Source organism: Chlamydia avium 10DC88 (genome assembly GCF_000583875.1).
Classification (GTDB): domain Bacteria; phylum Chlamydiota; class Chlamydiia; order Chlamydiales; family Chlamydiaceae; genus Chlamydia; species Chlamydia avium.
Genome location: NZ_CP006571.1, coordinates 930,933 through 943,669 on the forward strand (window position 1 = coordinate 930,933; position 12,737 = coordinate 943,669).

Sequence of the window (12,737 nt, forward strand, 5' to 3'; positions counted from 1 at the left end):
GAGAAGCATTCATGGAAGAAGCTGCGAAACATCTAGCGAAAGAATTCCTCTGTTCGGGGATCAATTTCTTTTTAAGTGGGGAATATGAGCAAGCAGAACGAAGATTACAAGAAGCTTTGGAGCTAGATCCTTCAGCAGCGCTAGCTTATTGTTATCTAGGGATTATTGCTTTAGAGACTGGGAGGATTTCTGAGGCTTTAGTTTGGTGTGTCAAAGGTTTAGAGTCTGAACCTGGAGATAGTTATTTGCGTTATTGTTATGGGGTTGCCTTAGATCGGGATAATCGTTATGAGGAGGCAATAGAACAGTATCGTGCATATGTGCTTTTGCATCCTGATGATATTGAATGTTGGTTTAGCCTCGGGGGAGCATACCATCGTTTAGGCAAGCATAGCGAGGCTTTAGAATGTTTTGATAAGATTTTAGAGCTGGATCCTTGGAATCCGCAGAGTTTGTATAATAAGGCTGTGATTTCAACTGATTTGGGTGATGAGCAGGGAGCAATAAATTTATTAGAAGTTACGGTAAATAAGAACCCTCTATATTGGAAGGCGTGGATAAAATTAGGCTATTTGCTTTCAAAGAAAAAACAATGGGATAAAGCTACAGAAGCTTATGAAAGGGTGGTGCAATTGCGCCCTGATTTAGCGGATGGTCATTATAATTTAGGTTTGTGTTATCTTACTTTAGATAAAACACGTTTAGCATTAAAAGCTTTTCAGGAAGCATTATTTTTAAACTCTGAAGATGCAGACGCGCATTTTTATGTAGGGTTAGCCTATATGGATCTCAAACAAAATCAACAGGCTTCTGAAGCATTTCATCGTGCTTTAGGTATTAATTTAGAACATGAGCGTTCGCATTATTTGCTTGGTTATCTGTACCATATGGAGGGAGAGAAGGAAAAAGCAGAAAAAGAATTACGATTTTTAACTGTTAAAGATTCTATGTTTGCTCCTTTACTGCAGAAAACAGTTTCCTCAGGTTCTTCAGGATATTTTGGTGTGAATTAATTACATGCATTCTCTCGGTTGTAGGAGAGGGGATCGTAGAAAAAAATAAAAAAAGCATAAACTTAGAAGACAAAAAATGTATAAATATTAAAATAGTTGCAAGCTTGTAAGATTCTTAATCTTTCAAGCTTAACGTGTGATCTCTAAATAAGAATGTCCTGTGTTAACATTCTTTTCTAATAGGAGGAAAGGTAGAGGCCATGGCTTTTGCCTCCTCCTTCTTTCGTGCTTCGAAAAATATTGTAAATGTGATAATGTGGTTGCGCCCTTGTGTATCCCTACACAAATAGTATTACGGTGCGTTGAGGCTGGGCATAATGAGTCAATCTATAGAAGAATTTTTACAAAATCGTGAAGATTATCCTTATGGCTTTGTTACACCAATAGAGTCTGTGGGCGTGGATAAAGGTCTTAACGAAGAAGTGATTAAAAAAATTTCTTCTTTGCGTCAAGAACCTGCATTTATTCTGGATTTTCGATTAAAAGCTTATCAACATTGGAAAAGCTTACGAGAGCCTAGTTGGGCTCGGTTAAATTATGGTCCTGTGGATTATGAGGATATCGTTTATTTTTCCTCTCCTAAGCAAAAAAAACCTCTGGGTCGTTTAGAGGAAGCGGATCCTGAAATTTTAAATACGTTTAAAAAATTAGGTATTCCTTTAGATGAACAAAAACGTTTGTTAAATGTACAAAATGTAGCTATTGATTTGGTTTTTGATTCTGTTTCCATAGGTACGACGTTTAAAGAATCTCTAGATAAGGCAGGGGTGATTTTTTGTTCGATGAGCGAAGCGATTCGTGAATATCCAGACCTGATAAAAAAATATTTAGGCTCTGTGATTTCTTTCCGGGATAATTATTTTGCTGCTCTGAATGCAGCTGTATTTAGTGACGGATCTTTTGTGTATGTTCCTAAGGGCGTACGTTGTCCTATGGAAATTTCTACTTATTTTAGAATTAACGATAAAGAATCAGGACAGTTTGAGCGCACGTTAATTATTGCTGAAGAAGGTTCATTTGTAAGTTACTTGGAAGGATGTACTGCTCCATCATATTCTTCGAATCAGCTACATGCTGCTGTTGTTGAATTGGTGGCACATGAAAGAGCGACTATTCGTTATTCTACTGTGCAGAATTGGTTTTCTGGGGATAAGAAGACGGGACAGGGTGGTATATACAATTTTGTGACTAAACGAGGTTTATGCGCTGGAGATAAATCAAAAATTTCTTGGTCTCAGGTAGAAGTTGGTGCAGCAATTACATGGAAATATCCTAGTTGTATTCTGAAGGGAAATGAAAGTGTAGGAGAGTTTTACTCAATAGCCCTAACAAATGGGAGAATGCAAGCAGACACAGGGACAAAAATGATACATGTCGGGAAGAAAACCACATCAACAGTGGTTTCCAAAGGTATTTCTGCTGATGAATCTCAAAATACATTTAGGAGTCTTGTATCTATTTCTCAGGGAGCACGTGATAGTCATAATTATACGCAGTGTGATTCTATGTTGATAGGGAAATCATGCGGAGCCTATACAGATCCTAAGATTATTGTAGGGAATCCGGTGTCTTCTGTTGAGCATGAAGCGACGACATCGAAATTGCGGGCTGACCAGCTAATGTATTTGCGTAGTCGTGGCTTGAGTATGGAAGAAGCTATGAGTTTAGTTATTCATGGTTTTTGTCGTGAAATTATAGATCAATTGCCTTTAGAATTTGCTCAAGAGGCATTAAAGTTATTGTTTGTTAAGCTAGAAAATAGCGTGGGTTAGTCAGATGCTACGTATACAAAACTTACACGTGTGTTGTGAGGATGTTAAAATTTTAGATAATTTTAATATTCACATGTGTCCAGGGGAGCTTCATATAATTATGGGGCCAAATGGAGTGGGGAAATCTACTTTAGCTAAAGTCCTCTCAGGAGACGAAAGTGTATCGATTATTTCGGGAAATATTTATCTTTCAGGTCAGGATATCTTGGAAAAGTCTCCTGAAGAGCGTGCCCAATCTGGATTGTTTATTGGTTTTCAGCAACCTCCTGAAATTCCAGGAGTAAATAATCGTCGATTTCTGAAGGATGCATACAATGCATGTAAGCGTTCCCGTAAGGAAGAAGAAATATCTGATGCATCTTTTGATATGTTGTTATCCTCTATTTCTGAAACCTATGAATTTCCTCTATTAGATCAGTTTTTAGAAAGAAATGTTAATGAAGGGTTTTCTGGTGGTGAAAGAAAGAAAAATGAAATTTGGCAAATGCTTGTTTTAGAGCCGGAAATGGTAGTCCTTGATGAACCGGATTCTGGTTTAGATGTTGTTGCTTTACGATCTATGTGTAGAGTAATTGAAAAATATCGCGAGCTTCACCCTAGAAGTACACTGTGTATAGTTACGCATAATCCTAAGCTAGGGAATCTTCTTCATCCTGATTATGTTCATATTCTATTGGAAGGAAATATAGCATGTTCTGGGGGAGTAGCTCTGATGCGGGCATTAGAAAGTCAAAGTTATCATGAAGTGCTTCAAGACTTTTCGGGGGGAATATGTTAGGTTTATTAGAGCACAGTTCTCTTGTTGGAAAAGATTCTTCTGTACATCAAGCTATTCGGGAATGTTGTTGTCGACACGCAGATTCTGAGGGTTTCAAAAATGTGTTTCGTTGGTTCCCTTGGCTAAAGAATATGTCGTCATCACCGGAGAAGTACTATCTAGCTCATGGAGCTTCGGAAGTATCAAAACAACAATGGTTACATCATAAACACTCTTTATCTGCAGAGTGTATATTGATTAATGGAAAGTACGAGGCATCACTCTCTCAGCTGCCTGACGGGGTTTTGGGTATGTCATTGGGGGAAGCTCAAGCAGTGTTTTCTAATTTACTTCGTAAGTATGACGTTGGTGATCAACCTTTGGCTTTTTTTAATGCTGTTTGTTCTCATGATTTTGGTGTTGTGCTTTATGTTCCTGAAGATATGCAGATGAATGAGACACTATGTATTCGCCATGTGTGTTTCCCACTATCTCATGATGATAGAGTGATTTATTCTCCAAAAATTGTTGTAATTGTAGGGAAACGAGCAAGCTGTCAAATTCAGATATCGCATCATACAGAGCGCAGTAGCGGGGTTATGGAGAGTTTTTCTGTTGTAAATGGTGTGACGGAAATCTTTGTATCTGAAGAAGCAGAAGTTATGCTAACTATGAGCCCTAAATATATACATGAGGAGAGGGTAAGCTGGTCTCACTCAGTTACTGTAGAGGAACGGGGAGCCTATTCTGTGCATTATGATCTTCTAGCAGATGTCCATGGTGTAGGTTGGTTTGATAATAATTTTTCTTTAGTCGGGGATCATGCTTATGGAGAGACTTTAGTTTCTATTCTTTCTCCTAAACAGACGTGGATGCGGAATCAGATGTATCATGATGCTGCGTCAACTACGTCTCAGCAGTTGATTAAATCTATTTTATATTCTGGTAATTTTTCTTTTGAGGGAGGGATTCATATATCGTCTCGAGGAATGTTTTCTGATGCACATCAAAAACATGATACTTTATTACTTGGTGACCAAGCTTCTGTAACGACGTTCCCGAGATTAGAAATTCTTACTGATGATGTAAAGGCTTCTCATGGAGCTACAGTAGGGCCTTTAGATTTACAGCAGATATTTTATATGCGATCGCGAGGCATGACTTATGAAGAGGCTCAGAAAAAACTAGTTCAGGGATTTTTAATAATGCATCCTTCTTTAAAATTCTTTCCTAAGCTTGTAGCTCAACAACAACAAGATGAGAATGGGAGAACGAGTATTGACACTATGTAGAAGGAAGATAAAAGAAGATTTCCCTATTTTTGCGAATAAACAACGACAAGGACAACCCTATGTTTATTTAGACTCTGCTGCAACTACTCATAAGCCGCAGCAGGTCATTGATGCTATTATACGTTTTTATAGTGTTGATTATGCGACTGTGCATCGTAATGTATATAGCTCTTCCCGACTAGTTACAGAAGATTATACTGCGGTACGTAGTAAGGTACAGCAGTGGATTCATGCGACTTGTGCTGATGAGATTGTCTTTACTCGAGGGACGACAGCAGCATTAAATTTGTTGGCTTTATCTGCTAACGATATTTTTATTCCTCCAGGTGGTTGTGTTTTAGTATCTGAGGCCGAGCATCATGCTAATGTTTTATCTTGGGAAATTGCCTGTCGTCGTCGAGGATCTCAGGTAAAGAAAATTGCTGTTGATGATTGTGGTTATATTGATTTAGATCATTTAGAATCTTTATTACGGGAAGGTGCCGCCTTTGTTAGTATAGCGCATATCAGTAATGTAACTGGTGCTATCCAGCCTTTGAAAGAAATCTCTCGTCTTGTACATGACTATGGGGCATATATAGCTGTTGATGGAGCTCAAGGAGTAGCACATGCACCAGTTCATGTTGTGCATGATGATATTGATTTCTATGCTTTTTCCTCGCATAAAATGTATGGCCCTACAGGAGTAGGGGTTCTCTATGGAAAAAAAGAGTTATTAGAAAAGCTTCCTCCTGTAGAGGGAGGAGGAGATATGGTTTTCTTGTATGATAGTCATTCTCCGGAGTATTTTCCTGCACCTTTGAAATTCGAAGCTGGTACACCTCCTATAGCTTCCATTCTGGGATTAGGAGCTGCTTTAGATTATTTACAGAATTTACTCCTAGAAGATGCTGCTTTGTTATACCAACATGAGGCTGATTTAATTCGCGATCTTTATGTGCAGTTAATAGAAATCCCCGGGATTCGGATTCTTGGCCCTGGTTTTGAACAGCCGCGAGGAGCATTGCTGAGTTTTAGAATAGCAGGAGCACATCCTCTAGATGTAGGATGTTTATTAGATCTTCGGGGGATAGCTATTCGTTCAGGGCATCAATGTTCGCAGCCTGCTATGAAGCGGTGGGACATAGGACATGTACTGAGAGTTTCTTTGGGAATATATAATGACCAGGAAGATATTGCTATTTTTATGACGGCCTTACAAGACATTTTAAAAAAAGTTCGCACATAGATTTTCACAGACATTTCTGTATACGCATTTGCTGATATCTATCTATAATCCAATTTTTTAAATATTTAGGTTTTAAAAGTAGTTTAGGTAGTGTGTAATTTGAAAATTTTATGTCTATACGATAAATATTGTGCCGCTTATTGTTCTTATTTATCGTATCTCCAAGTATGAAAGAAAAAGGGTAATGTTTTTTAACCATTCTTGTGGAAGGAAAGTCATATTTCCCAAAAGGGTAAAAGAAACCTATGGGAGTTTTCCCTAAGGCAGTTTTGATGGAGAATTTAGATAGGAAGATCTCTGTTGCTAAATAGGGTGGTGAATGTTGCAGATTACGAATAGCAAATCCCGATGAAGCAAGTTGTATGTTTGGGGATTCAGCAATAATTTTTAGTTCTTCTTGGGAACAAAACGGTTGATGGGAGGCAAATATTTCGTCTTGGAAAGCTAGTGCATTACTGGGAGCTAAGCGGTGATCCAAGGGAAGAGAGGATGCAGAATTATTGGCGACATATCTCCAAGCAATGCCCACAATTGCAGGAATATCGTGTTCTTGAAGGAACGGGAAAATATGAGAATAGAAATCTATCGAGGCATGATCAAAAGTTAATATCACAGAGCATCGATGCTTTAAATTTCCAGGAAGAGCCAAGGAATAGGTACGTTTAAGGAATAAAAGGTACCTATAGAATTGCTTTAGAAACTTAGTGTCTTTTGAAAAGCAGACTTGGCGAAAAGCTAAAACAATAAGCATGTGTTATTTATGAGAAGAAGAATAAGTAATCTCAGGGTATATGATCAGGGATCCTGAAATAATTTTAGGAGGTATAGGAGTCTCCGGAGGCGGAGTTAACATTGTCGAAGAAGATTCTGTGGTTGTGTCTGTTGATGTCTGGGAATCAGTAGCAGTAGGCGCAGAAGAACACATATAAATCCTTAATATAAAATTAGTTAGCGTTTTTTGCCAAAACGTTCGGTTAATGTCCATGCCCTATCTTTATAAAATTGTTCAAATTCTTTGAACATAGGGAGAGTTTTAAGCTCTTCAAAATCAGTTTGAGTATCTTGGTTAAGAATCTCTTTGATTTCTATGATTCTTAAAAGAATAAGGAAACGTAATGTGGGATAATCATCAGCAGAAGAAGAAGTTAATTCGAAAAGCTGGGTAGATTTGTCCAGTGCCATAGAGTAGTCTCCCATAGATTGTGCATCTGCAATTTCTTTAAGTAGCACTTGAACGGGTGAGGGCATATGAAATGCTGATCCAATACTGTAAGCCAAGCCTGCATAATAAGCTCCACGCAGAGGCTCATTGTGAATATAAAAACATGAAGAAAGGAACCCAGCGTAAGGTTTTGCAGAAGCGCCTCCTAGGTGATAGGCTTTTTCTAACGTGGGTAACGCTGTTTTTGGAGGAATAAAACCTCGAAAAATGGCGGCCTCTGCTGTTTTTGTTAATAAAAGGATGCTATTGTACTTTTCTCGATAGTTCCTTTGGAGATTATAAACAATCTTCCCTGAGAGTACCACAGCTAGAGTTACTAAAAGAGTTAGAGCAAAAGCATAAGTACAGACTCGCTTCCATATAGATAGGAATAAGTTCTTCATGATTTTTAATAATAAAGCGCTTAATATCTCCAGTGTATCTAGATWTTTTTTTTCGTAAACCTCTTGAACTTCTCTGCGATGTTCATAACAAAAAACTCTTCACTTCTACAAGATCTTTTGATAGAAAGTCTTTTGACATTGTTTTTGTTTAAGTAAGCATTTAAATAATTTTTCATCTCCAATGTAGAGGAATTATGATGTTTTGGAGATATACAAGTAGCTGCAGGTAATTTGTGAGTGAAGTTATCAATAAAGATACCATTATAGAAGTATCTATAGACGATATTCGAGTGAGCCCCTTTCAGCCACGTCGTATATTTTCAGAAGACGAACTTCAGGAATTAGTTCTTTCTTTAAAGGCTGTGGGCTTGATCCATCCTCCTGTAGTACGAGCCATTCGTAATGGGGATAGAGTACTTTATTATGAATTGATTGCTGGTGAACGTCGTTGGAGAGCTTTACAGTTAGCAGGGTATACTACGATTCCAGTCATTCTTAAACAAGTGGTTGCTGATGATATTGCTGCAGAAGCTACTCTTATAGAAAATATCCAACGGGTGAACCTAAATCCTATGGAAATGGCAGAAGCCTTTAAGAAGTTAATTACCGTATTTGGTTTAACTCAGGATAAAGTGGCAAGTCGTGTGGGGAAAAAACGCTCGACAGTAGCAAATTATTTACGTTTATTTTCTTTATCAAAAACGATTCAGCAGAGCTTGCATGCGGGAGACATTACTTTAGGTCATGCTAAGGTGTTATTGACTATTGAGGATCTTCAATTACGTGAGCTTCTTAATATGCGTATTATTAAACAACGTCTTGCTGTGCGCGAGGCTGAGCAAGAAGCTAGAAAATTATTGTCAGGAGAGTCTCACTCTGAATCTAAAGGTATTCGTAAGACGCAAGAAATACCAACACAGTATTGTGAGATACAAAAGCGTTTGCATCGATTTTTGGGTTATAAAGTGACAGTGAAATATTGTGACGGGCAACCCTACATAACATTTCATGTTCCCGACGAAGATCGATTTCAACAACTAGCTGATTTATTATTAAAGAATTCTTAATCAATACGAGATTTTCTTTTACTCAAGGATTTGATTTTTTTTCAGGGGAGTGGATGCAATGATACGAGTGTTGATTGTTCTCTATGTGTTTAGGAATACTTTCTTGAAGGCATGATGCTGTTCTTTTGGGACAACGGTGGTAGAAAATGCATCCCGAGTTTGTAAATGTTTCTTGAAGAGAAGGTTGTATAGATAATTTCTTTTGAATATTACGATGTTCAGGAAGATCGGGAAGTTGGGAATCAAGTAACATTTGTGTATAGGGATGGCGAGGATGTGAAAAGATGCTTTCTGTAGGTCCGGACTCAACAATTTTTCCTTTATACATAATTATCACTTCGGAACAAAATGAGCGTACAACTGCGAGATCATGTGAAATAAATAGGTAACTCATTTTGAGTTCTTTCTGTAAGTCAGTAAGCATGTTTAGGATTTGTGCTTGCATAGACGGATCTAAAGCAGAAACAACTTCATCACATATCATAAGCTTAGGAGTTCCTAATAATGCTCGCGCTATAGAGACGCGTTGTTGTTGACCTCCAGAGAGTTGGTGAGGATAGCGGTAGAAATAATCAGCAGAAAGTCCTACACGATTTAAAGATTTTTCTACCATGCTAATTAAATGTTCTTTAGTGACAATCCGGTGGTGCATAAGGGCATGGCTTAGACTATCAAAAATAGTTTTTTTAGGATTTAATGAAGCTTTAGGGTTTTGAAAAACCATTCGAACACATGAACGTAGTTGTTTTAAATCTTGCTTAGACTGCAACTTAATGGGGATATTATTGAACAACAGATATCCTGAGGTTAGTTGTAAAAGTCCTGCAAGAGCAAGTGCAAGTGTCGTTTTCCCTGATCCTGACTCCCCGATAAGTCCTACAATTTTCCCTGCGGGGATAGAAAACGAAATGTTATCGATAGCTTTTGTAGTTATTATTTTTCTCCCAAATCCGAAGGAACGTTTATAGTAATATTTTTTTATTTGCTCAGCTTGTACTAGAGGATAAGGTTTATTCATATAACCAGCACTTCACTTTATGTTTTGAATCAATGTTATGGAGAGGGGGTTCCACAGTACACCTAGAGTGTGCTTTTGAACAGCGTGGAGCATAACAACATCCAGAAGGCAAGTTATCATAACATGGTGGCTGTCCAGGAATTGATGTAAATGTTTTTGCATTTACAGAGGGACGGGAGGCAAGAAGATCTTGAGTATAGGGATGGCATGGATGATGGAATATCTGGTGAACAGAGGCATATTCTACCATTCTTCCGGCATAAAGTACTAAGACGTCATCAGCAGTTTCTGCAACAACACCCATGTCATGAGTGATGATTAATAAACTCATCCCAAGCTTACTCTGCAATTTCTTTAATAATTGTAAAATTTGATACTGTACGGAAACATCTAGAGCTGTTGTTGGCTCATCAGCAATAACAATTTCAGGAGAGGATAGTAATGCCATAGCAATAGATATTCTCTGTAACATACCTCCAGAGAGCTGGTGAGGATAGAGTTTCAAACAGAGTTCCGGATGATGGAAACCCGTATCTAATAGTGCTTGAATAATTTTATCACGCCCTGCTTGGCGAGAAAGGTGTAGATGCGTGTCAATGAGTTCTTGAAATTGTTGCCCTATGGTAAATACAGGATTTAACGAGGCATGAGGATTTTGGAAAATCATTGCAATTTTTACTCCAAAGATGGATTGCAATACTTTTCGGGAAGCTGATAATAATTCTTTTCCTCTATACAAAACGTTCCCTGATAAAGAAAATAAAGGTGTTGGTAATAATTGCATCAAAGCATGTGCTGTTACTGATTTCCCTGATCCCGATTCTCCAATGATAGCTAGAGTTTTCCCTTGGTAAACATCAAATGATAGAGATTCAACTATTGAGTAACGAGCGCGTTGTTGATTTAAATATATTGTGAGATCTTTAACCTGTAGGATGGGGGATGAAGTCATAAGTCATTTACAAGATCATTAAAGCTAGCTATTATTGTCAAAAAGGTATTCTTATGCAAACTCTTGCTCGTCTATTTGGACAATCTCCTTTTGCTCCTCTGCAAGCACATTTAGAAGTTGTTGCGTTTTGTGTTCAACAAATGTTGCCCATATTTCTTGCTCTGCGAGACCAAGATTATCAGCAAGTACATATTCTTGCTAAAACAATCTCAGATAAAGAATACCAAGCAGATTGCATAAAAAATGATATGCGTAATCATCTTCCTGTAGGTTTGTTTATGCCTATATCCCGTGCAGGAATTTTAGAAATTATTTCTATACAAGATAGTATCGCAGATACCGCCGAGGACGTAGCCATCTTACTTACTGTGCGAGAATTGCAGTTTTATCCTGAGTTTGAAGCAATCTTTTCTCAATTTTTACATAAAAGCATAGAAACTTTTGATTTTATTATGAAAGTCATACAAGAGTTTAATAAATTACTTGAGAGCTCCTTTGGAGGACGTAAAGCAGATAAGGTCCGCTTTTTAGTTAGTCGTGTGGCAAAAGCAGAACATGAATGTGATGTTATTCAACGTCAACTCATGCAGATTTTCTTTTCTGATGAATTTACTATTTCTACAAAAGAGTGTTACTTATGGCTACAAATAATTAAACGTGTAGCAGGGATCTCAGATAACTCAGAGAAGCTTGCCTATCGTATTAATATGACGCTAGAAGAAAAGTAAGAATCATGCTTGCGTTACTATTTTTTGTTCTTTTATGTGGTTTTTATACCTCTTGGAATATAGGAGCAAATGATGTAGCGAATGCTGTGGGACCTAGTGTGGGGTCCGGGGTATTAACCTTACGACAGGCAGTGATTGTCGCTATTATTTTTGAGTTTCTAGGTGCTTTACTACTTGGCAATCGAGTGACAGGGACAATCGAGAGTCATATAGTATCAGTTTCTAATCCTTCGATTGCTTCCAGTGATTATGTTTACGGTATGACCGGAGCTTTACTTGCTACAGGAGCCTGGTTACAGCTAGCATCTTATTTTGGATGGCCCGTCTCAACGACACATTCTATAGTTGGAGCTGTTATTGGCTTTGGACTCGTGTTAGGCAAAGGAGCAGTAATTTATTGGGGATCCATAGGAACAATTGTTATTAGCTGGTTTCTGTCTCCTTTAATGGGTGGAGGAATTGCTTATCTTGTTTTTTCTTTTATACGAAAGAATATTTTGTATCGGGGAGATCCTGTTCAAGCTGTTGTGCGTATAGCCCCCTTTTTGACAGCTTTCGTAATGATCGTATTGGGAGTTATTATTGTTTGTGGTGGGTTAATTACACGTTTTGTTTCTCATACATGGGCATTAGGAGTTGTCTTCTTCTTAGGGGGGATGAGTTACATATTAATGTTTAAATATGTACATACTTCTCGGTGTTCTCATGTTTGCGATACTCCTGATGTGGGAAGCTTATTGTACCGTTTAAAAAAGTGTGGGGGTAATTACGGAAGGAAATACCTAGTTGTTGAAAGGATTTTTGCTTATCTACAAATTATCATTGCCTGTTTTATGGCATTTGCTCACGGTTCTAATGACGTTGCGAATGCTATCGCTCCTGTTGCTGGAGTATTGCGTCAGCTATACCCACAAATGTATTCTTCCTATACGTTAATTGGACTCATGGTATTTGGTGGCTTAGGATTAATCATCGGCTTATCCATTTGGGGGTGGCGCGTTATCGAAACTGTAGGATGTAAAATAACTGAGCTTACGCCGTCTCGGGGATTTTCTGTAGGTTTAGGAGCCGCAATTACTATTGCCCTAGCATCAGCATTTGGATTGCCTATATCTACAACACATGTAGTGGTCGGAGCAGTATTAGGAATAGGTCTTGCTAGAGGAATTCATGCTATTAATCTAAACATTATCAAAGACATAGTGATGTCTTGGTTCATCACCCTTCCTGCAGGAGCTATACTCTCTATTCTATTTTTCTTTGCTTTAAGAGCGCTCTTCCATTAAAAATAGGGAAATCATCTTA

The 12,737-nt window shown here is 38.0% G+C and carries 13 protein-coding genes; 9 read left to right on the forward strand and 4 right to left on the reverse strand.

Annotated features, from left to right (window positions below):
• The first annotated feature begins 11 nt into the window (after positions 1 to 11).
• The 5 genes from RT28_RS04095 (at position 12) to RT28_RS04115 (ending at position 6,062) form a co-directional block, all read left to right on the forward strand.
• Positions 12 to 1,013 carry a tetratricopeptide repeat protein gene (locus tag RT28_RS04095; RefSeq protein WP_020355753.1) on the forward strand — a complete coding sequence of 334 codons (1,002 nt, stop codon included), beginning with the start codon at positions 12 to 14 and terminating at the stop codon, positions 1,011 to 1,013.
• Positions 1,014 to 1,330: 317 nt separating this feature from the next.
• Complete coding sequence (sufB, locus tag RT28_RS04100) at positions 1,331 to 2,785, forward strand: Fe-S cluster assembly protein SufB (RefSeq protein ID WP_038501098.1); 1,455 nt, start codon at positions 1,331 to 1,333, stop codon at positions 2,783 to 2,785.
• A gap of 4 nt (positions 2,786 to 2,789) precedes the next feature.
• Positions 2,790 to 3,563: a Fe-S cluster assembly ATPase SufC gene (gene sufC, locus RT28_RS04105; protein ID WP_038501101.1), complete on the forward strand. Its 774-nt coding sequence runs from the start codon at positions 2,790 to 2,792 to the stop codon at positions 3,561 to 3,563.
• Complete coding sequence (locus RT28_RS04110; protein ID WP_038501104.1) at positions 3,557 to 4,834, forward strand: SufD family Fe-S cluster assembly protein; 1,278 nt, start codon at positions 3,557 to 3,559, stop codon at positions 4,832 to 4,834. The genes sufC and RT28_RS04110 overlap by 7 nt, the downstream gene beginning before the upstream one ends.
• Positions 4,806 to 6,062 (forward strand): SufS family cysteine desulfurase, encoded by a 1,257-nt coding sequence (locus RT28_RS04115; RefSeq protein WP_020359176.1) that lies wholly within the window; start codon positions 4,806 to 4,808, stop codon positions 6,060 to 6,062. Before RT28_RS04110 ends, RT28_RS04115 begins: the two co-directional genes overlap by 29 nt.
• A 4-nt stretch (positions 6,063 to 6,066) precedes the next feature.
• On the opposite strand, the gene RT28_RS04120 is transcribed toward RT28_RS04115, so the two are convergent.
• Positions 6,067 to 6,813 (reverse strand): polysaccharide deacetylase family protein, encoded by a 747-nt coding sequence (locus RT28_RS04120; protein ID WP_038501106.1) that lies wholly within the window; start codon positions 6,811 to 6,813, stop codon positions 6,067 to 6,069.
• A gap of 40 nt (positions 6,814 to 6,853) precedes the next feature.
• Between RT28_RS04120 and RT28_RS04920 the strand changes: the two genes are divergently transcribed.
• The gene (locus tag RT28_RS04920) at positions 6,854 to 6,991 is read left to right on the forward strand and encodes a hypothetical protein (protein WP_020355759.1); all 138 of its coding nucleotides are present in this window, start codon (positions 6,854 to 6,856) and stop codon (positions 6,989 to 6,991) included.
• 19 nt (positions 6,992 to 7,010) lie between these two features.
• Here RT28_RS04920 and RT28_RS04125 read toward each other — a convergent pair whose 3' ends face one another.
• Entirely contained in the window at positions 7,011 to 7,667 is a 657-nt protein-coding gene (locus RT28_RS04125; RefSeq protein WP_020355760.1) for a hypothetical protein, read from the reverse strand.
• Between the two features lie 233 nt (positions 7,668 to 7,900).
• On the opposite strand from RT28_RS04125, the gene RT28_RS04130 reads away from it, so the two are divergent.
• On the forward strand, positions 7,901 to 8,734 hold the full coding sequence (locus RT28_RS04130; protein ID WP_038501109.1) for a ParB/RepB/Spo0J family partition protein: 834 nt from the start codon (positions 7,901 to 7,903) through the stop codon (positions 8,732 to 8,734).
• A 22-nt stretch (positions 8,735 to 8,756) separates the two neighbouring features.
• On the opposite strand, the gene RT28_RS04135 is transcribed toward RT28_RS04130, so the two are convergent.
• Both RT28_RS04135 and RT28_RS04140 read right to left on the reverse strand, forming a co-directional pair.
• Positions 8,757 to 9,752: an oligopeptide/dipeptide ABC transporter ATP-binding protein gene (locus RT28_RS04135; RefSeq protein WP_020355762.1), complete on the reverse strand. Its 996-nt coding sequence runs from the start codon at positions 9,750 to 9,752 to the stop codon at positions 8,757 to 8,759.
• Complete coding sequence (locus RT28_RS04140) at positions 9,745 to 10,704, reverse strand: ABC transporter ATP-binding protein (RefSeq protein WP_020355763.1); 960 nt, start codon at positions 10,702 to 10,704, stop codon at positions 9,745 to 9,747. Before RT28_RS04140 ends, RT28_RS04135 begins: the two co-directional genes overlap by 8 nt.
• 53 nt (positions 10,705 to 10,757) lie before the next feature.
• On the opposite strand from RT28_RS04140, the gene RT28_RS04145 reads away from it, so the two are divergent.
• Together RT28_RS04145 and RT28_RS04150 are read left to right on the forward strand one after the other, a co-directional pair.
• Positions 10,758 to 11,432: a TIGR00153 family protein gene (locus RT28_RS04145; RefSeq protein ID WP_038501112.1), complete on the forward strand. Its 675-nt coding sequence runs from the start codon at positions 10,758 to 10,760 to the stop codon at positions 11,430 to 11,432.
• 5 nt (positions 11,433 to 11,437) lie between these two features.
• Entirely contained in the window at positions 11,438 to 12,718 is a 1,281-nt protein-coding gene (locus RT28_RS04150; RefSeq protein ID WP_038501115.1) for an inorganic phosphate transporter, read from the forward strand.
• The last annotated feature ends 19 nt before the right edge of the window (positions 12,719 to 12,737 follow it).

Excerpts from the sequence above, each read along its gene's own strand:
- RT28_RS04135 (WP_020355762.1), bottom strand. The coding sequence starts at position 9,752 with ATGAATAAACCTTATCCTCTAGTACAAGCTGAGCAAATAAAAAAATAT.
- sufB (WP_038501098.1), top strand. The coding sequence starts at position 1,331 with ATGAGTCAATCTATAGAAGAATTTTTACAAAATCGTGAAGATTATCCT.
- RT28_RS04140 (WP_020355763.1), bottom strand. The coding sequence starts at position 10,704 with ATGACTTCATCCCCCATCCTACAGGTTAAAGATCTCACAATATATTTA.
- RT28_RS04110 (WP_038501104.1), top strand. The coding sequence starts at position 3,557 with ATGTTAGGTTTATTAGAGCACAGTTCTCTTGTTGGAAAAGATTCTTCT.
- RT28_RS04150 (WP_038501115.1), top strand. The coding sequence starts at position 11,438 with ATGCTTGCGTTACTATTTTTTGTTCTTTTATGTGGTTTTTATACCTCT.
- RT28_RS04095 (WP_020355753.1), top strand. The coding sequence starts at position 12 with ATGGAAGAAGCTGCGAAACATCTAGCGAAAGAATTCCTCTGTTCGGGG.
- sufC (WP_038501101.1), top strand. The coding sequence starts at position 2,790 with ATGCTACGTATACAAAACTTACACGTGTGTTGTGAGGATGTTAAAATT.
- RT28_RS04120 (WP_038501106.1), bottom strand. The coding sequence starts at position 6,813 with ATGCTTATTGTTTTAGCTTTTCGCCAAGTCTGCTTTTCAAAAGACACT.
- RT28_RS04115 (WP_020359176.1), top strand. The coding sequence starts at position 4,806 with ATGGGAGAACGAGTATTGACACTATGTAGAAGGAAGATAAAAGAAGAT.
- RT28_RS04145 (WP_038501112.1), top strand. The coding sequence starts at position 10,758 with ATGCAAACTCTTGCTCGTCTATTTGGACAATCTCCTTTTGCTCCTCTG.
- RT28_RS04920 (WP_020355759.1), top strand. The coding sequence starts at position 6,854 with ATGATCAGGGATCCTGAAATAATTTTAGGAGGTATAGGAGTCTCCGGA.
- RT28_RS04125 (WP_020355760.1), bottom strand. The coding sequence starts at position 7,667 with ATGAAGAACTTATTCCTATCTATATGGAAGCGAGTCTGTACTTATGCT.